General features: G+C 58.7%; 21 protein-coding genes. 10 read left to right on the top strand and 11 right to left on the bottom strand.

All coding sequences use genetic code 11. The features are described 5' to 3' along the window. The first annotated feature begins 588 nt into the window (after nucleotides 1-588). Entirely contained in the window at nucleotides 589-1,725 is a 1,137-nt protein-coding gene (locus CH285_RS08750) for a glycosyltransferase (RefSeq protein ID WP_094643360.1), read from the top strand. Here CH285_RS08750 and CH285_RS08745 read toward each other — a convergent pair. Both CH285_RS08745 and CH285_RS08740 read right to left on the bottom strand, forming a co-directional pair. Further along, entirely contained in the window at nucleotides 1,653-2,633 is a 981-nt protein-coding gene (locus CH285_RS08745; RefSeq protein WP_094643359.1) for a glycosyltransferase family 2 protein, read from the bottom strand. The genes CH285_RS08750 and CH285_RS08745 overlap by 73 nt on opposite strands. Continuing rightward, the gene (locus CH285_RS08740; protein ID WP_141214921.1) at nucleotides 2,630-3,334 is read right to left on the bottom strand and encodes an acyltransferase; all 705 of its coding nucleotides are present in this window, start codon (nucleotides 3,332-3,334) and stop codon (nucleotides 2,630-2,632) included. Before CH285_RS08740 ends, CH285_RS08745 begins: the two co-directional genes overlap by 4 nt. A gap of 324 nt (nucleotides 3,335-3,658) precedes the next feature. On the opposite strand from CH285_RS08740, the gene CH285_RS08735 reads away from it, so the two are divergent. The 9 genes from CH285_RS08735 (at nucleotide 3,659) to CH285_RS08695 (ending at nucleotide 15,658) form a co-directional block, all read left to right on the top strand. Continuing rightward, entirely contained in the window at nucleotides 3,659-5,800 is a 2,142-nt protein-coding gene (locus tag CH285_RS08735) for an acyltransferase family protein (protein ID WP_176458436.1), read from the top strand. Between the two features lie 66 nt (nucleotides 5,801-5,866). Continuing rightward, nucleotides 5,867-6,730 carry a TylF/MycF/NovP-related O-methyltransferase gene (locus CH285_RS08730; protein WP_094643356.1) on the top strand — a complete coding sequence of 288 codons (864 nt, stop codon included), beginning with the start codon at nucleotides 5,867-5,869 and terminating at the stop codon, nucleotides 6,728-6,730. 56 nt (nucleotides 6,731-6,786) lie between these two features. Further along, complete coding sequence (locus CH285_RS08725) at nucleotides 6,787-8,187, top strand: polysaccharide biosynthesis tyrosine autokinase (protein ID WP_176458435.1); 1,401 nt, start codon at nucleotides 6,787-6,789, stop codon at nucleotides 8,185-8,187. Nucleotides 8,188-8,242: 55 nt separating this feature from the next. Next, entirely contained in the window at nucleotides 8,243-9,574 is a 1,332-nt protein-coding gene (locus CH285_RS08720; RefSeq protein WP_176458434.1) for an O-antigen ligase family protein, read from the top strand. A 65-nt stretch (nucleotides 9,575-9,639) separates the two neighbouring features. Next, nucleotides 9,640-10,836, top strand: a complete 1,197-nt coding sequence (locus CH285_RS08715; RefSeq protein WP_176458433.1) for a glycosyltransferase family 4 protein — start codon at nucleotides 9,640-9,642, stop codon at nucleotides 10,834-10,836. Then, on the top strand, nucleotides 10,833-12,065 hold the full coding sequence (locus tag CH285_RS08710; RefSeq protein WP_094643352.1) for a hypothetical protein: 1,233 nt from the start codon (nucleotides 10,833-10,835) through the stop codon (nucleotides 12,063-12,065). The genes CH285_RS08715 and CH285_RS08710 overlap by 4 nt, the downstream gene beginning before the upstream one ends. Beyond that, a complete protein-coding gene (locus CH285_RS08705; RefSeq protein ID WP_094643351.1) occupies nucleotides 12,062-13,156 on the top strand; it encodes a glycosyltransferase family 4 protein in 1,095 nt (364 codons plus the stop codon). Before CH285_RS08710 ends, CH285_RS08705 begins: the two co-directional genes overlap by 4 nt. Before the next feature lie 22 nt (nucleotides 13,157-13,178). Then, a complete protein-coding gene (locus tag CH285_RS08700) occupies nucleotides 13,179-13,868 on the top strand; it encodes an SGNH/GDSL hydrolase family protein (protein WP_094643350.1) in 690 nt (229 codons plus the stop codon). A 476-nt stretch (nucleotides 13,869-14,344) separates the two neighbouring features. Then, on the top strand, nucleotides 14,345-15,658 hold the full coding sequence (locus CH285_RS08695; RefSeq protein WP_094643349.1) for a glycosyltransferase family 4 protein: 1,314 nt from the start codon (nucleotides 14,345-14,347) through the stop codon (nucleotides 15,656-15,658). On the opposite strand, the gene CH285_RS28660 is transcribed toward CH285_RS08695, so the two are convergent. The 9 genes from CH285_RS28660 to CH285_RS08650 all read right to left on the bottom strand — a co-directional run bounded on the left by CH285_RS28660 (nucleotide 15,596) and on the right by CH285_RS08650 (nucleotide 25,885). Further along, nucleotides 15,596-16,777: a glycosyltransferase family 4 protein gene (locus tag CH285_RS28660; RefSeq protein ID WP_369597615.1), complete on the bottom strand. Its 1,182-nt coding sequence runs from the start codon at nucleotides 16,775-16,777 to the stop codon at nucleotides 15,596-15,598. The two genes, CH285_RS08695 and CH285_RS28660, sit on opposite strands and share 63 nt — an antisense overlap. Before the next feature lie 4 nt (nucleotides 16,778-16,781). Next, entirely contained in the window at nucleotides 16,782-18,179 is a 1,398-nt protein-coding gene (locus tag CH285_RS27470; RefSeq protein ID WP_141214920.1) for a hypothetical protein, read from the bottom strand. 68 nt (nucleotides 18,180-18,247) lie between these two features. Further along, nucleotides 18,248-18,682, bottom strand: coding sequence for a serine acetyltransferase (locus tag CH285_RS28655; RefSeq protein ID WP_369597614.1), 435 nt, complete (start codon nucleotides 18,680-18,682; stop codon nucleotides 18,248-18,250). Nucleotides 18,683-18,755: 73 nt separating this feature from the next. After that, nucleotides 18,756-20,108, bottom strand: coding sequence for a lipopolysaccharide biosynthesis protein (locus CH285_RS08675; protein WP_094643345.1), 1,353 nt, complete (start codon nucleotides 20,106-20,108; stop codon nucleotides 18,756-18,758). Beyond that, nucleotides 20,105-21,079: a glycosyltransferase family 2 protein gene (locus CH285_RS08670; RefSeq protein ID WP_255032521.1), complete on the bottom strand. Its 975-nt coding sequence runs from the start codon at nucleotides 21,077-21,079 to the stop codon at nucleotides 20,105-20,107. Before CH285_RS08670 ends, CH285_RS08675 begins: the two co-directional genes overlap by 4 nt. Then, the gene (locus CH285_RS08665) at nucleotides 21,072-22,214 is read right to left on the bottom strand and encodes a glycosyltransferase (RefSeq protein ID WP_176458432.1); all 1,143 of its coding nucleotides are present in this window, start codon (nucleotides 22,212-22,214) and stop codon (nucleotides 21,072-21,074) included. The genes CH285_RS08670 and CH285_RS08665 overlap by 8 nt, the downstream gene beginning before the upstream one ends. Before the next feature lie 94 nt (nucleotides 22,215-22,308). Then, complete coding sequence (locus CH285_RS08660) at nucleotides 22,309-23,304, bottom strand: GDP-L-fucose synthase family protein (protein WP_094643343.1); 996 nt, start codon at nucleotides 23,302-23,304, stop codon at nucleotides 22,309-22,311. Next, complete coding sequence (gene gmd, locus CH285_RS08655) at nucleotides 23,301-24,323, bottom strand: GDP-mannose 4,6-dehydratase (RefSeq protein WP_094643342.1); 1,023 nt, start codon at nucleotides 24,321-24,323, stop codon at nucleotides 23,301-23,303. Before gmd ends, CH285_RS08660 begins: the two co-directional genes overlap by 4 nt. A 53-nt stretch (nucleotides 24,324-24,376) precedes the next feature. After that, nucleotides 24,377-25,885 (bottom strand): sugar transferase, encoded by a 1,509-nt coding sequence (locus CH285_RS08650; RefSeq protein WP_094643341.1) that lies wholly within the window; start codon nucleotides 25,883-25,885, stop codon nucleotides 24,377-24,379. Nucleotides 25,886-26,347: the final 462 nt, after the last annotated feature.

The following is a 26,347-nucleotide window of genomic DNA, read 5'->3' as shown; positions in this document are numbered from 1 at the left end:
GACTCCAGAAACACAAACGGAGTTGGAGCGCTGACAGCGTCCGCCCCGGCTAGAGCAGGAACGATAAAGAGCTTTGCCAGCCCGGCCCAAGTCAGGGTGATTCTCGACACTCAAGTCCGTGCATCACTCTTGTTCGAGCTGCGAGACAGCCCGGTCCCCGGCCAGCCGCACCTTATTGCTCGCTGAAGCCTCTAGATCTGCCCTCGCCACGGCGGCCGCCTCCGCAACCGCCAGAGCGATGACGCCAGGCCCCGTAGACCACGGCGCTACTGCGCGAACAGCTAGGGCGGCCGTCCTTCACCTTCGAGGAACCCCGGCACGCTGGAACAAACCGCGGGTCCCTCGAAAGAACCACAAAGAAACTTCCGGGCTCGCAAAACTGCCAACTAGACAGAATTGATTCTGTTAAGAAGTATCTTTCAAAACCGACACCGAGTTCGCGAAATCGGTTTGTGCACGCAATGTTTCGTCTTCACCAGTTGGACGGACAAAAGCGTTGCCGCGTGTATAACATCCCTTTCAAATTGCTATGTCGAATGTCAGCGATTCGACGAGCGCACTGGTATGTCGACGCTCAGTGGGAGCACTATGACTCGTACGGTCGCCATCATCGGCACACGGGGATACCCGAGTTTCTACGGCGGTTTCGAAACCTTGGTCCGACATCTGGCCCCCTACCTGGCCGATCACGGCTGGAACGTGGTTGTGTACGGCCGTGAAAAGGCGCTGAGCACCAACCCGATCGACATGGATCCCCGTGTGCGTTCCGTGGTGACCCCTGGCATCGACAGCAAGTCGGCCAGCACCATCACGTACGGGGCCACGTCGTCGATCCATGCGGTGGCGACGAAACCCGATGCGGCACTGGTGATGAACGTGGCAAACGGCTTCTGGTTGCCGTTGCTTCGGCTTCGCAAAATCCCCACGTTGGTCAATGTCGACGGAATCGAGTGGGAACGGGAGAAGTGGGGACGCATAGCCAAGGCGATCTTCGCCATCGGCGGCCGTGCGACAGCGCGATACGCGACCACTCTCATCTACGACTCCAGGGCGCTGGGTATTCGATGGGAGGAACTCTCCGGCCGGGTTGGTGTATTCATTCCGTACGGCGGCGATCCTCGAACCGGAGACGATCCGCCCGACGGTCTCGCGCGCCGGAAGTACATTCTGATGGTGGCTCGCTTTGTTCCCGAGAACACCATCGGACCGTTCTTGGACGCCATCGAAACACTCTGCGAGCGTTGGCAAGTGGTGATCGTCGGTTCGTCAGGGTACGGCGGTGCCCTGGAGGAACGGGTGGCCGATATAGCCGCCCGACAGAACAACGTGCGGTGGTACGGGCACATCAGTGACGACGACATGCTGTTCTCATTATGGGAGAACGCCGGTGCGTACTTCCACGGGCACAGCGTGGGAGGAACCAACCCTGCGTTGGTTCAAGCCATGGCCTGCGGTGCGCCGGTGGTCGCACGCGACACCGTCTACAACCGTGAGGTTCTCGGCGACGGAGCGGTGTTCGTCGACCCGGATCCGCGGTGCATCAGCGCCGGACTCGAAACCGTGCTGGACGACAGCGAACTACAACAGGAGCTGAGCACAGAATCGATCCGCCGTGCTCACGACCACTACACCTGGGAACGAGTCTGTGCCGATTACGACCGTGCGCTGCGCGACCACCTGTCGTCGGCGGACGCCGTCAGTGCCCGGAACACCGCGTTGGAGTGACGAGTGAAATCTCCGGCTGCGCCATGCAATTCGGCCGATCGATGCAACAGAGACTGCAACAGGAAGACGACGGCCCGGAACCGTAGACCACATCCCACCACGAGCGCCCACACGATTCGCTGCAGGCGCGACTCGGCAAGGTCTGCGCGGTAGAACTCGTAAAGATTGAGCACCCAGGCGGAGTTGGTGCCTGCCTCCGGCGCACCGTTGCTGCTGCCCACCAGATGTTGCGCATGTGCGAGCGGCTGGATCAACACCACGCCCCCTGCGCGGCCTACGCGCCAGCAGAATTCGATGTCCTCGGCGTACATGAACCACCGCTCGGTCAATCCGCCGACTCGCCACCACGTTTCGGAATCGACCATCAGACAGGCACCGGTTACCCAGTCGGTGGAGACCACGCCCTCCCCGACGTCCGAGGGCAGCAAATAGTGCCCCTGCAACCGCGTCCGGCCCCGCGAGAGCCGGGAGATCCCGAAATAGTGACTGGCCATCGCCCAGATCGTGGGCATTCGGCCGGCTGCCATCACGCGCACGCCGCCGGTATGGATGACGGGCGCGACGATCCCGCCGTGGGTCGACGGCACCGTCCTGGCCAGAACCAGTACGTCCGCGGCGGCGATGACGGCATCGGGATTGAGCAGCATGATGTTCCGGCCGGTGGCTGCTTCCGCAGCTCTGTTGACACCCTTGGCGAATCCGAGGTTGCGCTCGCCCGCGATCACGCGCACGGCCGGCCAATTCCGCTCGATCAGTGGCACCGTCTGATCCGTCGAGGCGTTGTCGTACACGATGATTTCCAGCTCGCCGTCCCGTCCGTGCCCCGCTTCGAGCGCGTCGAGGCATGCAGATATGACGTGCGCACTGTTGTAGGTGACGATCAGAACCGAGACCTCGGGTCGAGTCATGTGGCGGTGTGTTCGCGGGCCTTGATCAAACGGGCCGGCACGCCTCCTACGATCGTGTAGGGCGCAACGTCTTTGGTGACCACCGAACCGGAGCCGACGATAGCGCCTTCACCGATAGTGACCCCGCGGGTGATCACGCAGCCCGCCCCGATCCACGTGTCCGCTCCGATGACGGTCGGGCTCCGGAGGTAACCCTGCCTGTTCATGGGTACCGACATGTCGGCGAAACCGTGATCCTCACTGAAGATCGACACATGGGGCCCGATCATGGCGTTGTCCCCGATGGTGATCCCGCCCTGACCCCAGATCACGTTGTACATCCCCACCGCGACACCCTCGCCTATCACGACACCGACACCGGGTTCCGAGATGACCCCCGATCCGTTGATCGACGACCCACGACCCACAGTGGTCCTGTCGCCGAACGTGATTCCGTGTGCCGAGTGCGCGTCGATGGCCACGCCGTCGGCGAATACCACGGCGGTGCCCACGCGCAGTTTGGCTGCGTTGCGCACCTTCACGCCGCGGCCCCGAAAGTGCAGTGCCGGTCCCCTCAAATAGGGCAGACCCAGCAGTTGCCCCCGGAGCGCCTGACCGACTCGATCGACCACGAAGGTCAACAAGGCCGTAGAAGGAATGTCGTCGGGCATCCGCCTCCGACGCAGCTTCCAGTAGATGGTGTCGATCAACGCGTGCAGCATCTTGCACTCCTTAGAACGCAATTCGGTGCGCTCACGGTAACCGTCCACGCCAGGATCGGCACCCCGTTCGGACGCTATGAGCTTGACGAACTACTCTGTCGCACAACATGAACCAGATGGGCATCATCAGTCGACGGCAAGAAACAACCAACATGAAGGTTAGCGGGCCATTCGCTGGACCACCCTGAAGGCATACAGCCTTCTAACCGCCGTTCGGATCGTTGACGGTTTCCGTGTTCGCTTACCAAAGCTCCGAATCCGGCTAGTATTCGCTTCACCGACCGGGGTTTTCCGGAAGTCACGCACATGCCTCGAGGACTGCAGATGTCACTGCACGAAAGGAAAGCCGGCCGACTGCCGGCTGTTTCAACGCCACCCAGTATTCCCGGCAAGTCCAACGACTTCGGATTCCTGCTCGACATTCAGGGTTTGCGGATGATCGCTGTGACGTTCGCGATTTTGCATCACGTCGTTCGTTGGCCCGAAGGAGGATACGTCGGCGTGGACATGTTCTTCGTCATTTCCGGGTTCCTCATCACGAGCCTGCTACTGCGAGAGGGAATGCGCTACGGCCGGGTGTCCATAGCGAACTTCTATCGCAGACGTGCCCGCCGGATCCTGCCCCTTGCACTACTGGTCTTGGGCGCAACTCTGACCGCGTCGTACGTACTGGTTGTCACCAGCAGGTTCGAGGCGATCGTGGTCGATACGTGGTGGTCGGCAGCGTTCATGATGAATTGGCATTTGATCTCGATCGGGACGGACTACTTTCAGACGGCGTTGCCGCACTCTCCGTTGCAGCACTACTGGTCTCTCGCCGTCGAGGAACAGTTCTACGTGGTGTGGCCTCTACTCATGGTCGGCCTGCTCTTCATCGCTACGAGATGGCGAAAGAACCTGCCGCTGCGGCCGTTCGTCGGCGGATTCGCTGTGGTCGCGATTGCGGTGTCGTTCCTCTGGGCCATGGACGAGAGCGTTGCCAGCCCCACCGCGGCCTACTTCTCCACCTTCAGCCGGGTGTGGCAACTGGCAGCCGGGGCGTTGCTCGCATCCATTGCGCCGATCTTCCACCGGATGCCCGTGTGGCTCCGGTCCGCCATGGCGGTCACCGGCCTCGTCGGAATCTTCTATTCCGAGTTCACCTTCGAGGTCACGTACACCATCCCTGCGCCCTACGGCGTCGTCCCCGTCGTGGCCACGTGTCTGGTGATCGCAGCGGGTATCGGATCCACCGGCCTGGCGGTGACGAAACCGCTTCGGCTACGACCCGTGGTGTACATCGGTGCCATCTCGTACTCGTTGTATCTGTGGCACTGGCCGCTCGTCGTGCTTCTCCTCACCGTCATGAATGTGGGCATCACGTACTACGTCACCGTCATCGTGTGCACCGCTCTGCTATCCGTGGCGTCCTACCACCTGGTGGAGAAAGCCGTCCTCGACTCGGACTTCCTGGCTCCCCGATCGAGACGCCCCGGGCACCGCTCCGTTGCGAGCGACAGTCACGACGGTCAACGCGTGTTCGTAGCCGCGCTGGGGGCAGTCATGGTCTTTCTCCTGGTCGCCCTGTTCAATCAGCCGTCCGTCGTGCTACCCGCGAGCGGGCCCGCCCCGGTTCTCGCCGCAGCATCCGTCGAAGAGGACCGCGACCCGCTCGAGGCCGCCATCGTGGAGTCGCTCGGTGCCACGTCCTTTCCGGTCACAACTCCCCCGCTCGACGACGTCGAGAGCGGTAAGCCGGTCGAGATGAGCCCGGAGGCCGGGTGCTTGGATCCCCCGGAACTGAGCCTCGATGTGTGCAATTACGGACCTCCCGACGCGCCTCGTTCTGCGATCGTCGTCGGCGACTCCTTCTCGGCTTCCTGGCTGCCCGCCATCGTCGGAGCGTTGATTCCCAACGGCTTTCGGGTGCACGGCATGGGACTCAACAACTGCCCGTTCGTCGCCTCCGACGTGACCATCGGCGTGGACGAGCAGTCCACCGATCGATGCAACTCCAGCCGCGACGAGATGGTCGATCAGATCAATACCGCCCGGCCCAGCATGGTGGTGATGGTGGATATGGAATACGGAATCCAGGCCATGGTGGACAACAAGGGCTCGGCGCAGGCGTGGACAGCCGCGCGCACCGCGATCATCGAGCGGATCGCGCCCAGCGATGCCGCCGTCGTGATCCTCACCCCGAACCCACTCGGCAAGGCCGCCACGGAATGCGCGGGCAGGCTGGCCGTTCCATCCAATTGCGTCAGCAGCATTTCCGAGAACTGGCTGACCAAACGCAGCGCCGACGAGGCAGCCGCACAACAAACGGGAGCCACGTTGATCGACACTCGTTCCTGGTTCTGCTATCGCAACACGTGCCCATTGGTCGTATCCGGCATAGTAATCAGCTGGGATACCGGTCACATCACCCGACAATACGGCGAATACCTGATTCCCAGAATGCAAGAAGCGTTGCTACCGACCTGAATTGTCCCGCCACGAATATCGTTCTTGCACCCGACGAGTCACGTAATGCGTTGCTATGGTTTGCCAATGACGACGGAAGTCACCGATATCGACTTGGTGAGAGGTCTTTATCTGAACACGGTCAAACGCGCTTTGACGGGCGCTCTGGCGGAAGACAACGATTCGGTGCTGGGCGGCGTTCGGTGGCAGGGAAACCCATCGCTACCCAAACGATTGGCGAGCTCCTTCGCCCATGTGGCCGGCCGATTCGGTGTCGAGATTGCGATCAAGAAACCGTACGACGAGCGCGAGCGAGAATCCGGCCTCGACTGGCCGTCCCGGGCGGAGTCCATGATCGGTCTGCGCCGGATGACCAACATCGAGGAGTGCGTCGCAACGATCGTCTCGGACGGGGTCCCCGGCGATCTGATCGAGACCGGCGTATGGCGCGGCGGCGCATCGATTTTCATGAAGGCGAACTTGGTCGCCTGGGGTGACCGGAGTCGGACCGTATGGGTTGCGGATTCGTTCGAGGGACTCCCGCCCCCGGACGCCACCCGGTATCCCGCCGACGCGGGCGATCGCAACCATCAACTCGGCGGCCTCGCGGTGGGCCCCCGCACGGTGCAGCACAACTTCGAGCGATACGGCCTTCTGGACGAGCGAGTGCAATTTCTCGTGGGGTGGTTCAAGGACACGCTTCCGACCGCACCGATCGATGCGCTGGCGCTGATGCGACTCGACGGCGACATGTACGAGTCGACGATTCAAGCTCTGGAGTCGTTGTACCCCAAGCTCTCACCGGGCGGGTTCTGCATCGTGGACGACTATGGAAGTCATTCCTCTCAGGCCGGACAAGCTGTCCGGGACTACCGCCGGGCTTACTCGATTCAGGACGAGATCATCGACATCGACGGTTCCGGCGCATTCTGGCGACGCACCGTTCCCTGATCGCTCGGCACACAACACCGAAGTTCGAGGGTCTGCAGTTCGAGGGAGAGATGCGAATGACAGTTCGCCGGTACGCTGCCGCGTTGCGCGCGAGGTGGCTCGTCATCGCGGCCACGACCATCGTCGGCACCCTCATTGCTGTCGTGATCTCGCTCGTGTCCACACCGATGTATCAATCGACCACGCAATTCTTCGTCACGACGACGGCGGTGTCGTCCAGCGACGTGTACCAAAACAACTTGGCGTCGCAGCAGCGAGTCGTCTCGTACACCGAGTTGCTCACCGGCCGGGAGTTGGCTCGTCGTGTCGTCGACCAGCTCGGGCTGCCCATGAGTCCGGACGAACTGACCGACCGCATCACCGCCACGGCCAAACCCAATTCGGTTCTACTCGACGCGTCCGTTGTCGATTCGTCCCCGGCTCAGGCCCGCGACATCGCCAACGCCATCGGCGAGCTGTTCCCCACGCTGGTGGGCGAACTGGAGAAGCCTGTCGACGGGGGCACGGCCAGCGCTGCGGTGACCGTGGCCGAGACCGCGGAGGCATCGACCACGCCGGTCTCGCCCAAAAAGGTCCGCAACGTTGCACTCGGATTCGTCCTCGGACTTCTGGTCGGCATCGCGGGCGCACTGGTTCGCGACAGGATGGACAACACCGTCAAGGAACCCGACGAACTCCAGGCGCTGACCGACAGCGTGCTCATCGGGTCAATCCCGTTGGACAAGAAGATCCGTGACACCCCTCCCATCGACTTCGGTTCGTCCACCGCGCCCATCGCCGAGGCGTTCCGTCAACTGCGGATGAACCTCAAATTCCTTTCGGTCGACAATCCGCCCCGCATACTGCTGGTCACCAGTTGCATTGCGGGCGAGGGTAAATCGACCACTGCCGTCAACCTTGCACTCTCGCTCGCGGAATCCGGCAACCGGGTCGTCCTTGTCGATGCCGACCTGCGACGGCCACACATTGCCGACTACCTCGGCATCGTCGGCTCGGTAGGTGTCAGTTCCGTGCTCGCACACGACGCCGGTCTCGACGAGGTGGTGCAGACAACCGGCCACACCGATCTGTGGGCGCTGGGTTCGGGCCCGGCCCCGCCCAATCCGAGCGAATTGCTGGGAAGCTCCACCGCCCAATCACTTCTGCGCGATCTGGGGCGGGCCTTCGACTACGTGGTGGTGGATTCGCCTCCCCTGTTGCCGGTCACCGACGCCGCCACTCTCGCCACGCAATGCGACGGCACCATCCTGGTCACGCGGTACGGATACACCCGCCGCGAGGAATTGACCCGAGCTGCGGCCAACCTCGAGAACGTGGGTGCCTCGTTGCTCGGTGTGGTCATGTCGATGGTCCCGGCAACGGGACGCGGACGAGATCAGTACGGTTACGACTTCGAGCCCGGTCGAGTGCCGACACCGCCGACGCAATCGGCACCCGTGCGCACCAACCGGCACTGACCCGATGTTCCTCACCGGGCGAGTAGGCCGCAAAGCAGGCCCATCCTCTGCAGAAATGACAGGACTCGTCTGCGCTGCCTCCGTCGTCGTGTACCTGGCGCTGGCCGTTCCCACGATGGCCTCGATCGCGCTTGCTGCGGCGATTGCTGCTGTCCTCGCTGTCGGATCCTTGAGAAGCATGGAATGGGCATGGTGCGTCTTCTTCTTCGCGTTGTGCTCCAACGGTGTTCAGGTGACGGTCGCAGGGCTGAGCATTCGTCCCGAGTACTTCGCAACACCGTTGTTCCTGCTCGCCCTGCACGCCCATGTACGGCGGAACCCGTCCGCGAGCGTCGGCAACTCACTCGGTCCGGGTCTCGTCCTCGGCGGGGTCGGGCTCATCGCAGTCGGACTCGCGTCGAGCATGGTCTTCGCTCTCGACCCCGGAGCGAGCCTGCGCATGGCCATCCAGCTGCTAGTCGCGCTCGTCGCGGTGGTTCCACTGGTCACGTCGGCCCTCGACCTGAGGTTCATCGTCCGTTCCGGCACAACCATTCTCGGGTTCATCTGCGTCGTGAGCATCGCTGCCTTCGTACTCGATCCGAGTACCCGCATCGACGGCCTGGCCTTCGAGTACAACATCATGGGCTGCTTGTGCTTCGGATGGCTGGGCATCGTCTACTACTTCGCCGGTACACCGGCCGTGACGAAACACGTTCTGGTGATGACAATCCCGATCACCATCGCACTGATACTGACGTCCACCAGATCGGCCTGGATTGCCCTTGCGCTCCTCGCCGTCTGCGTCTTGTTCCGTTGCGTCAAGCGTTATCCCACAGCCGTAGTCTCGGCGGTGGCCGCGTTCACCCTCGTCGCCTTCTACCTGCAGGACGTGTATTACCGCGTGGGTGACGAGGACACGTTTCTGTGGCGCGTGGTCCACGTGATCGACACACAGAGCGGGACCGGTGCCTACCGCGTCCAACTGTGGAACAACGCGATCGATCAGATTGCCGCACGCGGCTGGGGCGCGTCGTCGTTCGGAACCGGACTGAACACGTTCTCGCAGTTCAACCCCGTCGACCCGACCAATACCGGCCCCGCGTATCTCAGCTCGATGTGGCTGTCACTTCTGTACGACGTGGGCTTCGTGGGCTCGGCCTTCTTCGCCGTCTTCGCCGTCGCACTGTTCCTGGCCGCCCGAGACAAAGCGCACGCCCTTCCCCTGTTTCTGGGATTGGCGATCTGCACATCCGTGACCAGCGTGATTTGGTTTGCATTCCCCTGGGTCTTCCTCGCACTGACGGCGACCACACCGATTCGGAACGCAGAGACGCATGCCCGGACGCCGGCGTCCCACGGATCGCCCCGACGGCGCAGACGGCACCGCCTCGCGGGGACGCGATGACCTTCACGGCGTCCGATGGTCGACCGCGTGCAATCGTGTTGTCCTCGTTCACGGTTCACCCGGACATGCCCAGCGAACCGGGGATCGGCTGGCAGTTCTTGATCGCCACCCTCGAGCACGCTCGAACCGTGGATGCAACGGTGGTTCTGTTGACGATGCGCCGTTCTGCCCAAGCCTGCGCCGGGCGGGTTCCGGCCGAGCTCGAGCAGCACCTCGAGATCGTCACCGTCGAGATTCCGCTGGCACCGCCGTTCTTTCGATGGCACTATCCTCGGTTCACCCGGCTCGAGCACGAACTATGGGTTCGACTGGCTGTCAGACACATTCGAGAGATCGAGCGGAGACACTCGGTGGTCTACGCGCATCACGTGACGTTCGCATCGGAGATTCTCTCGACACCGATCACCAGAATGTCACCGAACACCTACAAGGTCTGGGGGCCGGTCGGGGCGGGCGGCGTCGCCGCGGTCTTCGGCATTTCGCCCACCTCGCCCGCATCACGTCGACAGAGGATTCTGCAGACGGTTCGGGACCGTGTGGCATCGATTCCGGCGACGCGCATCGCGCGGCAATGCGATCTGGTACTCGCGCAGAACGGAGCGATGGAAGCAACTGTCGGACGGATTGATACCCAGTTCCGGCGATTTCCCAATGTCGTCGTTGATCTTCCCACCGCACGGCCTTCCCGGGCCGACCACGACGGAATCGAGATCCTCGTGGTCGGGCACCTCATCACGCGCAAGCGGCAAGAACTGGCGATCGAGGCGTTGGCGTCGACCATGCTGCAGAACGCCCACCTGCACATCGTGGGCTTCGACAGTACGAGCCACGGCGCGTACCTGCGCAGAAGGGCACAGATTCTGGGCGTGCACGATCGAGTGACCTTCCACGGATCCCTGGACCGCGCAGCGGTATTGGACATGATGGTCAAATCGGATGTGTTGATGCATCCCTCGGGTCGGGAAGGTGCAAGCGGCGTAGTGGGCGAGGCGGCCTCGTGCGGACTACCGGTAGTGTGCTTCGAGCGAACCGGTGCCAGCTCGGTGCTCGAGGATTCGGGAACGTCCGGGGTCGTGCTCGCTGCCGACCCGACGACCACCCGGGACATGTTGGCGGCGGCCGTCGTCCGGGCATCCACCATGCCGCGCATCAGCACGACGCAGTGGACCAAGCAGCGGTTCGTCGACCTCGCCGCGCAGCTCTACGCCGAGGGCCTGACATTCGGGGCAGCGATGGCCGGCCAGGTGGGTCGGCCACAATGACCGCGAGCACCTCGGTGGAGAACTCGACCGTCACCCGAGCCGGCATTCTGGTCCGCACTCTCGACCAAGGCTTGTGGTCCCTCGGCTTCTTCGTCTTCAACGTCACGGCCGGTGTGTCGCTGACGGTAGGCGAATTCGCTTCGCTGTCGGTCGGTGCCGCACTGGGTTTCATCGCCGTCGGGACCTCACGAGCGTGGGGGATCTACGCCCCCATCGTCGACGCAGCACGAATAGGTATCCGCCCCGAGGATTCCATCGACCGGTGGTCGAGTTGGCGCGGAACCCTTGTCTTCGCAACCGTCGTCGGTGTTGCTTCGTTCGCGTGGATACGCCACGGCGGCGATTGGGGTTATGCCGCCGCGGTGGGAGCTCTGGCAGCGACGATGGTGATCTCCGATCTGCCGCGTCAGGTCCTCATCATCCGTGGCAGCTATTCCCGTGCGGCACTGTTGGCGGGGCTCTATGCCGTCGGCGCGCTCCTGGCCGCGGGTATGACCGCACTCGGTGTCGACAACACTGCGCTGCTGCCGATCTGGTTCTGTACGTTGCTAATCGTGCTCGCGGCTGGGCTCGTCTTCTGCGGCACAGCCACCTCCACCAGTAAGTCCGATTCGCACTTCTCCATCGCGTGGCGGATCACCGCAGAGGCCGTCTACCTGGGATTCGGAAGCCAGATCGCCACGCTGCTGCTATATCTGATTCAGGACGACACTGCCACTGCCGGGATCCGGTTCGCCTATTCGTTGGTGTTCGCGCCGGCGTTCGTGATCATCCAGAGCATCCAGCCGTTGATCTTCAAACAGTTCGCCACACTCAGCGCGCAGGGCACCCGTGCAGTACTCGGGGTCTCGGTGCGCTGGAATATCGCGGTGGCCCTCGGCCTCGGCGCGTGTGGGGTGGTGGGTTACACGGCGCTTTCGAGTGTGTTCTCCGACATCGGTCCCGCCGCCGCGCTGCCGTACGTGGTTCCGGTAGGAATGGCGATCCTGTCTGCGCAGACCTTCGAGGTGGCACTGATGGCCACCCGATTCTTCGTCGGCCCTGTATTCACACATCGAGCCCGACTGGCCTCGGTGCTCGTCGACGTAGGTAGCCAAACGATCGGCGTATTCATCGGCGGTGCAGCAGGTTTGGTGTGGACGTTGCTAGTCCTGAGCACGCTACGCATCGCGGTGTCGGTGGCGATGCTCGTCGTACTGCCCCGACGCGACAGAACGGAGACGACATGAGGGTCCTGTTCGACGGGTACTACTGGTTCGACGGTCCGCCCGCCGGCATAGTCATCACACACGAGAAGATCGCGGCGTGGCGACGTGAGTTTCCTGGCGATGTGCTGACCGTCGCGCTGCGGCGCAGTCCGACCCCGGCTGAGGCGGCAGACTTGGATCGGCGAGGGGTGCGATGGATCCGCACATACCTGCCGACGCAGCCGCTGAAGAACATGGTGGAGCTGTCGCTTCGGGTACGCCTCGGCCCGTATGACATGGCGTGGGGATCGAATTATTCTCCGCTGCTGGGTAAATCGGCCGTCTTCGTGCACGATGCGCTGTTCCAATCCAACCCGGAGTGGTTCACCCGCATTGAGCGGATCTACCTCTCGCCCATCATGATTGCCGCACGCGCGGCGAGTGTGCTGTTCGTCAGTAGTCGAACCGAAGCGGCCCGCATCGTTGAGCACAACCCTCGGCTGACGCCCACCGCAGTGACCGGCTTCGGCATCTCGCAATCCTTGCTCGACGCCGATCCGCAACCACCTCCCGCACTCGACCTCCGTCCCGGCTCCTTCGTGTTGTCCGTCGGTCGGTTGAACGCGCGGAAGAATCTGGCAACAACACTCTCCGCAGCAGTGCGTTCGGGAGCGATCTCACCTAACCGCCCGTTCGTGGTCGTGGGGCCGGCCAACGGGAAGGCCGATCAGCTCGAGCAAGAGGTACTCGCTGCTATCGACGACGGCTCCATTCGCTACACCGGTTTCGTCGAGACCGAGCAGCTGGCATGGCTGTATAGAAATGCCGCACTGTTCGTATACCTCTCACTGAACGAGGGCTACGGTCTGCCTCCACTCGAGGCGCTACGCCTCGGGGCACCGGTGCTGGTGAGCGACCGCCCCATCTTTCGAGAATTGCTCGGTGAGTCGGTGCGGTACTGCGATCCCACCGACATGGACGCGGTAGCGCAGGCCATGACAATGAGCCTGTCCAGCGGTCCGCGCCCACTGCCGTCCGGTTTCGAATTTCCGTCGTGGGAGCACATGGTCCACACGATGCGGGTCGCGATGACCCATCCGAAAGGCGTGTCCTGCCGGCGGTCGATCTCGTGACGCGGTGGCAAGTGGGGGCATCATGACGGGGCGCAGAACGGTGCTCATCTCGATCGCTGTCTCGGTGTTGGTCGTGGCGTTCAGCGGAATCGTGGGATGGCAGATCGGGTCAAGGTCCGAGGCTCCCCAGGCAGCAACACCCCCACCTGTGTCCATTCCGGATTCCGTGCCCGTGGTCGCATTCCTGGGCGACTCGTACAGCAAGGGCATCGGTGCGTCCTCGAATGGACAGCGCTGGACGACGCTCGTGTCGGCGGCGATGGGATGGTCGGAGCTCAACCTTGCCGAGGGCGGCTCCGGGTACACCACGACCTATCTCGGGCAGAAGACCGATTACGCGATCAAGCTGGATGTGGTTGCTGCGGCCCAGCCGGACATCGTCGTTGTGTCCGGTGGCCGCAACGATTACGAGGCCGGTACCGCGAGCGTCACCGGCGCCGTTGCATCGTCACTGTTCGCGGCCATCAAGGCTGCGGCACCGAACACGGAGGTGTTAGTTACCAGCCCGATCTGGGATGCAACCGAACCTCCGGCGGACTTCCCGACCCTGATCGACGGGGTGAAGGCCGCAACAGCAAGCGCAGAGGCCAGATATCTCGATATCGGTGAGCCGCTGGCCGATCATCCCGACATGATCGACCCCGACGGCCTACATCCGAACAACGAGGGTCACCAAATAATCGCCAGCGCGGTCGTCAGTGCGTTGGTGTGAGACTTGCTCGGCTCAGTTGTTTGGGACGGCCGCGGAACGTGCGAAATCAGGATTAATCATCCGACTCGATGGCGATTCATCAGCCCAAAAATGGCTGACCAGCTGGCAACGACAGCTGTTATCAGGCCAGAAGCGCCAAGACCGCAATAAGTTCCGTGTTGGCGCTGTACCAAGACTCCAGCTGCTCGAACTGCAGTGGAATGCGTATGTAAATCGGGATGGGATGACCGAAACGACCGCTGAGATGCCGAGCACGACGCCGACTGCGATGCGGACTTCGCAACGGACAACTCCCCGCAGCCAGTAATCGCGGCAACCTCAGCCTCGAGAACAAAACCAACACGTCCGAAAGTTGTCAGAACGCCGCCGTCGAAGCACAACACCGCGTGTGAAGTCCAACAGGAACGGAAGAAAGTAGGAGACGGTACCCACTACGCAGCTGACGCTTCTGCCTCCCAACGGACTATAATCAGCCCGTGAGCGCAAACAAGAAAAAAGTACTGATACTTGGCTTGAACTATCATCCCGAACCGACCGGCATCGCGGTCTACACCTACGGCTTGGCGACTGGACTTCGCGATCGCGGATACCAGGTTGAAGTAATCACCGGTTACCCCCACTATCCACAGTGGTCCAAAGATCGAAACTACACTTCCATGTTCCCAAGCGGCCTACACGACGGCGTACGCCTGACAAGGGTAGATCACTATGTTCCCAAGAACCCTACGCTTATAAAACGAACGAGATTAGAAATCGGATTTGGCATCAGGGCGGTTCTGTGCAAGTGGGGTAGCCCGGACGTAATAATCTGTATTTCGCCAGCTCTAATACCGACATGGTTCGCGGCAATCAAGAATAAGCATCTTTCCAGATCACGACCATTCGGAATCTGGGTCCAGGACTTGTACAGCATGGGGGTCGTAGAAACGAAGTCGATGTCGAAACTTCCGGCAAGAGCGGTCGCTGCACTTGAATCAAACACCATGCAAAAGGCCGACAAACTTGTAGTCATACACGATCGGTTTGCGGATAGTTTAGTTGGCTCACTTTCCATTTCCAGGGAGCGAATTAGCACAGTTCGGAACTGGGCGCACACGATGCCCACTACCGGGCAATCCATTAAATCCGCTCGCGTGCATCTCGGTTGGGATCAAACCTCAACCATTGTCCTTCATGCTGGAAACATGGGGGCAAAACAGGGCCTAGAAAACGTCATCTCAGCAGCGGCGATGGCCGCGGAGCGAAAACAAGACATACAGTTCATTTTACTTGGAGACGGCAACCAGCGCGAGAAGCTAGAGGCCATGTCCCAAGCCATCCCGACGGTAAAATTCATAGACCCTCTCGACGACCACGACTTTGCGACAGCTCTGGCAGCGGCAGACTACCTACTAGTAAACGAAGCACCGGGAATCTCAGAAATGGCGGTGCCCAGCAAGCTTACGACTTATTTCAACGCGTCCAAGCCTGTGATTGCAGCAACTGACCCCTTGGGAATTACCGCCGCCGAAATCCGGATATCGGGTGCAGGGGTCGTGGTACCTTCCGGTGAGCCAGAGTCTTTACTCTCTGCGATATGCAAACTTCACGAGGACCCCGTCCTCAGTCAGGCCTACGGAATTGCCGGAGCCAAGTTTGCACGGGAACGGCTATCTGCCAAGCCAACCCTCGACACCTTCGCCAAGTGGATCGACGAGCTAGCGGTGACACCGATGAGACCACATGGCCTATTTCCAAAGATCGTCAATCAGGTCGCGCATTTGGCCACCCGCGCGCGACGCAGAAAATGAAGACTCGATTGTTCGGACGGCATTTTCTCTCAAAGAATCCATTCCAACGCGATTACGCATAACACTCTCTATAGCCCTCGATATTTCGATTGGCGAACCAGGCTCCACTAGAAATCCGTTTTCGCCGTTTTTTATCAGCTCAGGTATGCCCGCAATACGAGAAGAAATAACAATACAACCAGTAGCCATTGCCTCCATCAAGACAACTGGTATCCCATCAATGTCTCCATCGTTTCCTAACCGCGGTGCCAAAACAAACACACCAGCTTTAGCCATCAATCTGAGAACAGCTGCATTATCAAGAGCGCCGATAAATTCAACCATCGCTCCATCCTCCAGGGGAACCGAATCGCGAGAAAGGGCTTGCTTTTCAGGCCCGTCGCCGACGAATGACCAGCTAAACTGAAAACCTCTCTCGTCCAGCAGGTGTGCAGCACGGACACAGTCATCGAAGCCCTTCTTCGAAACCATGCGGCCGACGCTAAGTATTGTATCCGGGCTACTGGCTTGACGCACAGGCATCCGCGAAAGCTCCACCCCACAGTGAACAATTTGACGTGCCTGGACACCCGTTAGCGCATACAGATGCCCCGCTACAAATTCGCTTGCGCAGACGATTGCGTCGCTCAGTTGAGCGCATCGTTCTAACCGAGCGCGCGACATCGGGTTCGCGACATCACCCGCATGCCCTGTTCCCGTGACTCGAACCTCCCCCCTTGTCAAATATCGTGCCATTAAAGCAACCTCGAACGTCCGGCCTAGGAAGTGGGCGTGGAGATGCACACTTGGGTATTGAGCGATCGAAATTGCTAGACGAATTGCGGAGTACAGAGAAAAGAAGAAGCGCGGTAGGCCTCGCACGTCCTTAAACAGGCCAGGATAGATAGATAAAACTCTACGAAAATTTTGAGCTAGCCTGAACAAAACTAGAAACAAACTAGTCGCGGTGGAGACGCGCGAGTGTCTAAGCTTTTCGGAGTGCACGTGCCGGAATGGACTTCGAACACCGTGGAGAGCAAATACGTCGACGTGAAGCCCAGCTCTTTGAACGGCACGCCACTCTGTTTCGACGAAAGTCTGGCTACCGACTGGGTACTGATGGACAACGTACACGACCATCGGATCAGACCGCATTGCGCACACCTAACTGTCCAGAACCTCGACGGGAAAACAGAAACCAGAACAGACCGTAGATGAGCGCTAAGTACGCCCAACGCCGAGCCTCCGAACCTAAATCGAGCAATATGTCGCCGCCCTTATAAGAGTTCAGCACAAAAGCTACGAAAAGCCCTGACATCAATGCAGACAAAAGAGATCGTCGTTGGAAAAAGATGCTAGATACGACGCCTACCAGGAACCCAAGCCCTAAGCCAAAAATTGCCCCAATAATCGGACCTGACACGATCATTAGAAAAGTAGGCAAAGACGGCGGAATCCCACTCGAACTCGCTTGTGCAGCGTTGCCGATCTTCCGGACAACAATCACATCGACCCGCGCCTCCGAGACTTCCAAAGCAGAAGCACTGCTTTTTGGAAAAGCAGTAGAGAGCACCGTTAAAGCCCTTTCCCCAGACGAGAATTCCTCTTGCAACTCGTCTGTGTGAACATAGGCCGCCATCGACGCATCCAAAACGGCATATGACAAAGCATCGAGTACCTCAATGTCACCGAGACTCTGGCCATCATCCCTGGTGGAAATAACGAACGAAGTGGCAGTCATCAAGACCAGGAAAGCAGCCAGGACTATCCGAGCCTTCATTACTGTTCCAGTCAAAACGTACTTCACTGTCGCAAATCCGGTAAACGCCAAAACCAAAGTCAGGCGGCTTCCAAAAATATAGAGAGCTATTGTCGATAGAAGAATGATTTGGACAAGGGCAAAATATCCAAAAATTTTTCCACGAAATTTGACATAAACGACCGAGAGCGAAATTACTGCAGGGACAGCGAACACCGACCAAGCAGAAGAACCAAAACTCCCCGCAATTGATATACCGACAGTTCGGTCATGTTTTCCAAGCGCAGACGCGGCAGAGTTGACACCTCCCAAACCTGCAATCACCAGCACTGCACCGGAGAAAGCCAAGATCCCAACAAAAAAAGCCGTAAACACGAAAGGCTTGTTGATGACGGCACTGTCGGCTCTTTTCCGGGGCCCCGATGCCTTGGCTGAACTACCGAAGTAAGATCCGATTACAAAACATGTGGTGATGACCGAAGTTGAACCGATTACCACCGCTATATCTTCGGCAGGTATCGGCAGAACTTGAAAGAGCAGATATCGATCGTCCAACCAGTATTTAATTAGGCCCGATCCAAAAAATACCCCATAAGCACCTGCAACCACAAGAGATGGTGTCGGAGCCGCCCAATGCGCAGTTCTAGGGGTCCACATAGCGTAGTGGAAAAGTATCGGCAAGAAGACTCCGGCAGCTGCAGCAGCATCGTAATTCTCCGACAGCCAAGCCGCCAACGTAAAAATCAAGAGCATGGCTATGCTCAAAATCGCACCGGTCGGCATCCTATTCAATGGACGAGCCACCCGATTGGCGTGCGTTAAACTCGCCGTGTGCGAGTTTTTAATCGCTCTCATTTATAACACTCACTGCCAAGTTCGTTGGCTCGAATGACTCGTGATGGGTTACCGACAACAGTAGAGCCAGGGTCTACAGAAGACAACAGCACACACCCCGCGCCAACAGTCACATTCTCACCAACATCAATTCTCCCCATTACCACGCAATTTGCGCCCACCGAAACATTGTCCCTAAGCGTCGGGGCGTCGGATGGTCCTATGCGAGAGCCAATTGTCGTGTTCTGTCGCAGTTCCACCCCCGTACCAATCTTGCAGCTCCCGTTTATCACCAGACCAATACCATGGTGAATTCTCAAACATCTGCCCACCTCGGTGCTGACGGGTAGATCGAGACCGATGTACGAGAGAGCATATTGACGGTAAATAAAGCTGATTGGCGCTGCCAACTTACCAAATCTAGTCTTGCAAAACTGCGCTATCCTGAACATAAGTAGTGCCAGTTGAATACGACGTCTACCGCTATTGGTAGCCCAGTCGCACAGCAAAAATTCGACGACACCGTCAGAGCTTTTCGTCATTGGTACTCCTTCCGAACCCGAGGGCTTGTAGCGCTCTCCTTGGCGACACGAGCAACAGTGCTGCAGTCGTCTGTATTTGTTTTACTATGCTCCATACCAGCGTCGCCGGTTTTGCACCCAGGCGCCGGGACACGAACAGGAAGGATACGCCGACACTTACAGTCATCCCGAGTGCAGAAGACCACGCGACACCGACAAGGCCGAAACTGGGTATTAGGAGCGACCACAAACCGCACGTGACAGCGAATCCTATTCCCGTTCCCACGCTCCCGGATCCTGGTCGGCCGATTCCTACCAGCACGCCCTGGCTGCAAGCTGCCAGAGCAGAGGCAAAAGACGCGATGCAGAGAATCCTTACAAGGTCAGCCGAGTTAGAAAAGCTGGCACCATAGATCAGAGGTACCAGAACGGATGCCAGCGCGGCGAGAACCACGCACGGAATTCCTATCACCAGGAACGTCACCGCATAAAATTTCTTTGCGACGTCGACCAGGTCTCTCTCTGGGGTTGCCTGAATTATCGGCTGCGCCGTGTTAACAATTGGCCCAGTTAATAGAGCTAGGGCCAGTGTCAGTGATGCGGCTACTGTGTAAATTCCCAAAGCATAGGTCGATAGAAAGAAGCCGATAACAAGCTGATCAAGATGCGCTCCCCACTCGCGTATAAGGAGACCAGGAAACACCCGCCTTGAGAATTTTGATATGCCTGACCGGTCAGCCCGCTTCGGGGCAGTTCTCAGTATCTTTGATTGAAATAGCCTCCAAAAGGAAAATACGATACCGAACAACTGGGAAGCCAGTAGTGCCGCTGCCGCCGTTGTAACTGTGAGGTGAGATGTCAATGCCAAAGTTGCCGACATCAATAGCCAACTCGCTGCTTGCCCAATTCTAGAAAAAGCCATGCCCTTGATATCGAGAAAACCTCGAAAGAAATTTGAGAGATTGGCTGCGAATATGTTCAAGGCGGCAAAGGCGCCGAACACGTACCAAACAGTGGTTCCTGTAAGTTCGTGTGGAATGAAACTCAGACCGACGTACATTATCGCCACAAACAGTGCGCTTAGCGTAGTGCTGCGGTACAGAACGCGTAGAACACCCGACAACTCGGCATCAGTTTTCGCGGTACCACTTGCCCAAGCGATTGCGTGGGGATAGCCCAGGCAAGCCAGAGCAATGATTACCAGCGCGATCCTGTTGTAGAGCTGATAGGTTCCCAGTCCATCCGGCCCGAGCGCACGCGCAAGGCTAATTGTAACTGGCAAATTTGCCACTGCTACGACCATCTGCGTGGCAAAGAGCAACACGGCCTGTCGATTCGCCTCTGCAGCAGTCTTCATTGGCGGACAGTCCCGACGGCCGCGGGCTGCCCACCTGCGGTACCGCGGGCGTCAATCGCATACCCGGTGGTACTGGAGATGTATTGCCGGATTTGGTCTACGTCCCAGTGTGGTTGAATACCGGATTCAAGTTCCCTTAACTTCGCTCCGACCAAAAATCGATACCAAAATCCCTGCAAGAAATGATATTCCAAACCGGAGACACCGTCTAGGAAGCCAAGTTGTAAAATGTACCTGTAGAGAAAATACAAGCTTGATGCCACAGGATATGGGATCCTATTGTAAATCCTGGTCTTGACAAGACGTTTAACCCTATCTTGAGTCATGTTTTTGCGTATCGATTCGAGTTGGGGTGGTAAGTCGCCAAGGCTATATTTGGAGATCAAGACATCCATGGCCTCGCGAGTAGCGTAGCCATTGTGCTTTTGCGTGAAAAAGCCAATCCCTTTTAGGTTATTGTCATCGAATGTTCCGGAGATAACCACCGAACTCCCAGATTTGAGCACTATGTGCTCATCCATCCATCGATCTTCGATCATTGCATGTCCGGTTCTCCAAACTCGCAATAGTCTAAGGGGGAAGCGTCCGCCGTGCGTGATAGCCCGTCCTTGAAATACGTGACGCCGTTGGAGGTACATCCCTGCGACAGACTCCGGAAGCTCAGCCATTGATCGACTGATCTCGTCCGCGAGAGTTGGGGAGATTACTTCATCAGCATCTAACCTCATCATCCACGGAGTATTCTGCGGGACGGTGTCCATTGCCCATTGGAACTGTTTCGCCTGATTTACAAATGCATGATGTAGTACAGTTGCACCGCATTCTTGTGCAATTTTTACAGTTGAATCACTTGATCCGGAGTCAATGACGTAGACAGTGGGTTTGGGCATTACCCTATGGACGGATTCGATCGCACTCTTTATGTGAATCTCTTCATCCATTGTTAGTATTATTACCGTTAAACTAGACATCATCTGGCCCGCCTTCGCCGGCTGGAGGTTCTGCATAATCGAGTCTGGTGAATCCCTGTACTACTAATTCTGCGGTTCTTTGCCAGTCGTAGTGATCACGAACAAGCCGCTTTGCCTCGCCACACATTTTCTGATAATCGCCGCCATCAAGGTTTGCGACGTGTAGCATTGCTTGGCTCAAACTTTCGGCTGAACGCTCAACCAGAACGCCTGCTGGGTAATCGTCAAAGTGGCTTGAATGGCTCACTCCCGTAGTGATCAGCGCTGGTAGTCCGGTGGCCATAGCCTCCGCGACTGCAATTCCAAAGTTTTCGTCGTCACTTGGAAGTGCGAAACATCCTGCGGTTGACTGCAGTGCTAGTTGCTCCTGCTGTCCGATAAATCCGCGAAATTCAATGCTGCCGCTAACGCCCATCTCTTCAGCCATATTCGACAGGTCGGGCATCAAACCCTCATCGTCGGGTCCGGCAATAGTCGCGGTGAAATTCTCCCCCTCGGCCTTAAGTCGAGCGATGGCAGATATTATGATCTGTATGTTCTTCTTTTTCGATATTCGCCCAATGTATAGAACCGATCTACGGGCGATTAAGCGATTTTGACGTTCTAAAGCTGTGAATGTCGGGTTAACCCCCAAAGGGATAGTGATTGCGTTCGAGTAGCCGAGACGGGCTAATTGTAAAGCCTCCGCATCGGACGTGCAGAAAATGTACTTCGCTCGCGATAGGTTTATTTTTTCGATAAGTCTAATGTACAACTTTTTTGCGAACTTTTTATTTGCCATATCAGCCTCGTTTAGGCTTCCATGGGGCCGTAGAGCGTACGGAATGCCTTTCTTCCGAGCGTTCCGACACACTGAGAAAGTATGCGCCAAAAATAGTGAATTTACTATGATGGCGTCATATTCGGAAACGTTACGCTTGATCCATCTTGAATACTCACGCGAATACTGCCAAGTTCTGAGGCTTAGCCGAAAGCGGCGGACCTCGTACGGCATGTCGCTTGTGTCGCCCACAGCGCTGGACCGGCGGTCATCATGGGCGGTAATTGTGACTTGATGCCCTGTGGAGACAAGTGCGGCAGCTAACGCGTGCACTGCGGTCGTCGGTCCTCCCCTACTAGGGTCGATGCTAGCCATGCAGATAAGAATCTTCATCGTTCGGCCTCGTTTAATCGAAAAACAGACTGCCATGCGTCATTGGGCGATAGCCGCAGATTGGCTCGGCTTGACACTAAGCTCGAACCGAACCGACATGATCCCTGTACCACGCTACAGTGGCAGCGATTCCTGTCTCCAGATCAATTTGCGGCCTCCATCCGGCTCTTTGCAGTTTGTCTACATTGAGCAACTTCTGCGGTGTCCCATCTGGCTTAGAAGTGTCCCACCGGGTATTTCCCTCGAACCCGACTGCGGCTGCCACGATACCGGCGATCTCTTTTATGGTCGCGTCTTCTCCAGTACCGACATTGACCTGTTCAGGCCCGTCGTAGTGCTCGAGCAGATGGATGCACGCAGCAGCCATGTCGTCTACATGCAAGAACTCGCGCCTCGGCGATCCGCTACCCCAGTTGGTCACCGTGTCGACACCGTCTCGGCGGGCCTCGTCGTAACGACGAATGAGCGCGGGCAGGACGTGCGATCCCTCAGGGGAGAAGTTGTCACCCGGGCCGTACAGGTTGGTCGGCATCGCCGAAATCCACGGGAGTCCATACTGCTTGCGTACCGATTGGATCTGTAGGATGCCGGCGATCTTCGCGATCGCATACGCATCGTTCGTCGGCTCGAGATGTCCGGTCAGGAGGTACTCCTCCTTGATCGGCTGCGGTGCTAGCTTCGGGTATATACAGGACGACCCGAGGAACAACACACGCTGCACGTTCTGCGCCAATGCTGCGTCCAGCACGTTCACCTGGATCCGCAGATTGTCCGAGAGGAAATCGACCGGGTACGTGCTGTTGGCCAGAATCCCGCCTACCTTGGCAGCCGCCAACACGACTGCCTTCGGCTTAGACTCCTCGAAGAACTTGAAGACCGCGTCTCGGTCCTTGAGATCCAACTCCGTCGACGACCGTCCGACCAAGTTCGTGAATCCGCGCCCCTCCAGCTGACGCCAGATCGCCGATCCGACGAGCCCGCGGTGCCCGGCAACGTAGAACGACGCATTACGGTCGAGCGGACCGGGCGTGTAGTCGGATGCCCTCGACGCATCCGTCTCAGCGGCGCTCATGCCCAATCCGGCAGTGCAGGATGGTCGATCCACGGGCGACCCTCATGCTCTAGAGCCGCGATATCAGCGTCGACCATGATCTTCGCGAGCTCAGGTGTATGGACAGTCGCCTTCCACCCGAGCTTTGCTTCGGCCTTGCTGGCATCACCGATGAGAGCGTCCACCTCGGTGGGACGCAGATAACGCTCGTCGAATTTGACGTGCTTCTCCCAGTCCAAGCCGGCTCGCTCGAAGGCTACGACGAGGAAGTCTTTGACCGAGAAGTTGCCGCCGGTGGCCAACACGAAGTCGTCCGGCTCATCGACCTGCAGCATCCGCCACATGCCCTCGACGTACTCCGGCGCATAACCCCAGTCGCGGATAGCGTCCAGGTTTCCCATGTACACGTTCTCTTCGATGCCGGCCTTGATGCGTGCGACTGCACGGGTGATCTTGCGCGTGACGAATGTTTCGCCTCGGCGTGGCGATTCGTGGTTAAAGAGGATCCCGTTGACAGCGAAAATTCCGTACGCCTCGCGGTAGTTCTTGGTAACCCAGTAGGCGTAGACCTTCGCTGCGCCGTACGGCGAGCGGGGATAGAACGGGGTGTCCTCATTCTGGGGAGGCGGGGTTGCACCGAACATTTCGGAACTCGACGCCTGATAGAAGCGGCACTGCAAGCCGGCGAGACGAACGGCCTCGAGCAACCGTATGGAACCAACACCGGTGGTGTTGCCGGTGTGCTCGGGTTCATCGAAGCTGACGCGCACATGGGACTGAGCGCCCAGGTTGTAAACCTCATCCGGTTGGATCTCGGTGAGCAATGTGACCAGACGTGCACCGTCACTCAAGTCGCCGTAGTGCAGAAACAGCTTGGCGTCCTTCTCGTGCGGATCCTGGTAGAGGTGATCAATACGCGAGGTGTTAAAGGTGGACGACCTACGAATCAGGCCATGTACCTCGTAGCCCTTGCTGAGCAGCAGCTCGGCGAGGTACGACCCATCCTGGCCGGTAATCCCCGTAATTAGCGCGCGCTTCATATATTCATTCCCCTCGAGCCCAGCATTCGGTCCAGTTGCATTGCGCCACAGCCCTAGTAAGCCCCATCGCTACCAGCCACAGCCTTCATAGTTTTCGCAATGATCAGGAGATCCCCCACCATCGACCAGTTCTCGACATACGAAAGGTCAAGCCGGACAGTCTCTTCCCACGACAGGTCTGATCTGCCACTGACCTGCCACAGACCGGTAACTCCCGGCTTGACCAACAGTCGCCGTCGAACCTCACCGTTGTAGGTCTCGACCTCACGCCGCAGCGGAGGCCTCGGGCCTACAACACTCATCTCACGCTTAAGTACGTTGATGAACTGCGGAAGCTCATCGAGGCTGAAGCGACGCAAGATCCTGCCGACAGGTGTTACCCGCGGATCGTCACGCATCTTGAACAACACTCCGCCGGCACCCTCATTGCGGTCGAGAAGATGCGCAACCTGCTGGTCCGCATCGACGGTCATGCTGCGGAACTTGATCATCGAGAACGGTTTGCCGTCGATACCCATCCGCTCCGACTTGTAGAACACCGGTCCGCGACTCGTCGCCTTCACTGCGATCGCCACTGCCAGCAATACCGGCGAGATCATCAAGAGAACGAGCGCCGCGAACGTGAGATCGAAGGCAGTCTTGCTGAACCGCGTGGCACCGTTGTACTGGGGCTTCTCGACGTGAATCAGCGGGAACCCTGCAACAGGCCGCATCACCAACCGGGGGCCGGCCACGTCGACGACGCCGGGCGCGACCACGAGGTCGACATCCTTCTTCTCCAGATCCCAGATCATCTTGCGAATGCCCTTGTGGCCTAGATGTTCGGTGGCGGTGACTGCAACCGTGTCGGCACCACATTCGTCGATTGCAGCGAGGACGTCTCTCTCGCTACCGAGTACCGGGATGTCGGCACCCTCGACGTGGACGATTCCATCACTCGGCACCTCGTAGCCGGGCATGCACATTCCCACCACCGCATAGCCCGAGGACGGCGAGCGCTCGAACGACTCTGCCATCGAGACCGCGGCCGAGCGGCTTCCGACGATCAGCACCGATGTCTTGTACTTGTCCTCGCTGCGGAGTCGAGTGACCACTTTGCGCCACAGCCAGCGGCTGACAAGTAACGCCACCAACCCAACTGGTAGGGCGATGGCGAGATAGAGACGCGCAAAGTCGATACGGAACAGCAAAGAGATGATCGCGATAACACCGAAGAGCCGGAAGGTGGCCGAGACGATGCGGCGGTACTCCTCAGCACCGTTGCCGATCACCCGCGTCGACCGGGTTCGGAAGATCGCGAGAAACGCGATCCAGACGCTCGCGACAGCGACGGAGACACCGGTGTAGATCACCGAGTTCGTCAGTCCGGTGGTTTCGACCCCTCCAAAGCGAACGATCTGAGCAAGGGCAACGGACAGGACCACAGCCAGTACGTCGGTCACCCGAAGACGGGAGATGTACTGACGTTCCCACACATGCCGAGACGTGAGCTTGCGAGTCTTCAACTCCCCGGACCGCGAAGATCCCCAGAGTGAGCGTGGTGCCGCCCCGACAGATGCCACCTGCTCCCCTCCTTCTGCGCTTCTGCGACCACCTCCGGTGGCCGCTGGTCTGACATGCGAACCAATCCGGAATGCGACTGGTATCGAATTGGAATAGTCCCACGCTGCTTTGAGAAGCACCACGCGAGCGGCGCAGATCACAGATAAATAACAGCGTCCGTTCGGTTTACCACACATGCGCTGACTAGGCGAAACGGGTGACTGGGACTTCCAAGGTGTAACCGCCGCGAGGTCCAAAAACGTTACACACGAGCACGATCGACGCACTTTGGTGATCACTCACAGTGTTCAGCGCTGTTTATCGGGTGATTTACCCGCAAATCGCGGCCATGACTGCTTTTAACAAACATCAACACTTGCCGACGAGAACGAAGCAATATGTTCGCCTTGTATTGCAGTGTGCGTTAATGCGAATTACAGATACCCGCAAGCGCAACGGACCGAGAATTCATTCCATCGAAT

Source organism: Rhodococcus sp. 05-2256-B1 (genome assembly GCF_002258465.1).
In the GTDB taxonomy this organism is placed as follows: Bacteria; Actinomycetota; Actinomycetes; order Mycobacteriales; family Mycobacteriaceae; genus Rhodococcoides; species Rhodococcoides fascians.
Note: the sequence above shows the minus strand (reverse complement) of the source record. Positions and strands in the feature narration are given on the sequence as shown.

Bases quoted from the DNA above. Each gene is read 5' to 3' on its own strand.
- CH285_RS08750 (WP_094643360.1), top strand. From the start codon at position 589: ATGACTCGTACGGTCGCCATCATCGGCACACGGGGATACCCGAGTTTC.
- CH285_RS08745 (WP_094643359.1), bottom strand. From the start codon at position 2,633: ATGACTCGACCCGAGGTCTCGGTTCTGATCGTCACCTACAACAGTGCG.
- CH285_RS08740 (WP_141214921.1), bottom strand. From the start codon at position 3,334: ATGCTGCACGCGTTGATCGACACCATCTACTGGAAGCTGCGTCGGAGG.
- CH285_RS08735 (WP_176458436.1), top strand. From the start codon at position 3,659: ATGTCACTGCACGAAAGGAAAGCCGGCCGACTGCCGGCTGTTTCAACG.
- CH285_RS08730 (WP_094643356.1), top strand. From the start codon at position 5,867: ATGACGACGGAAGTCACCGATATCGACTTGGTGAGAGGTCTTTATCTG.
- CH285_RS08725 (WP_176458435.1), top strand. From the start codon at position 6,787: ATGACAGTTCGCCGGTACGCTGCCGCGTTGCGCGCGAGGTGGCTCGTC.
- CH285_RS08720 (WP_176458434.1), top strand. From the start codon at position 8,243: ATGACAGGACTCGTCTGCGCTGCCTCCGTCGTCGTGTACCTGGCGCTG.
- CH285_RS08715 (WP_176458433.1), top strand. From the start codon at position 9,640: ATGCCCAGCGAACCGGGGATCGGCTGGCAGTTCTTGATCGCCACCCTC.
- CH285_RS08710 (WP_094643352.1), top strand. From the start codon at position 10,833: ATGACCGCGAGCACCTCGGTGGAGAACTCGACCGTCACCCGAGCCGGC.
- CH285_RS08705 (WP_094643351.1), top strand. From the start codon at position 12,062: ATGAGGGTCCTGTTCGACGGGTACTACTGGTTCGACGGTCCGCCCGCC.
- CH285_RS08700 (WP_094643350.1), top strand. From the start codon at position 13,179: ATGACGGGGCGCAGAACGGTGCTCATCTCGATCGCTGTCTCGGTGTTG.
- CH285_RS28660 (WP_369597615.1), bottom strand. From the start codon at position 16,777: ATGGTCGTGTACGTTGTCCATCAGTACCCAGTCGGTAGCCAGACTTTC.
- CH285_RS27470 (WP_141214920.1), bottom strand. From the start codon at position 18,179: ATGCCGACCGGTGCGATTTTGAGCATAGCCATGCTCTTGATTTTTACG.
- CH285_RS28655 (WP_369597614.1), bottom strand. From the start codon at position 18,682: ATGTTCAGGATAGCGCAGTTTTGCAAGACTAGATTTGGTAAGTTGGCA.
- CH285_RS08675 (WP_094643345.1), bottom strand. From the start codon at position 20,108: ATGAAGACTGCTGCAGAGGCGAATCGACAGGCCGTGTTGCTCTTTGCC.
- CH285_RS08670 (WP_255032521.1), bottom strand. From the start codon at position 21,079: ATGTCTAGTTTAACGGTAATAATACTAACAATGGATGAAGAGATTCAC.
- CH285_RS08665 (WP_176458432.1), bottom strand. From the start codon at position 22,214: ATGGCTAGCATCGACCCTAGTAGGGGAGGACCGACGACCGCAGTGCAC.
- CH285_RS08660 (WP_094643343.1), bottom strand. From the start codon at position 23,304: ATGAGCGCCGCTGAGACGGATGCGTCGAGGGCATCCGACTACACGCCC.
- gmd (WP_094643342.1), bottom strand. From the start codon at position 24,323: ATGAAGCGCGCGCTAATTACGGGGATTACCGGCCAGGATGGGTCGTAC.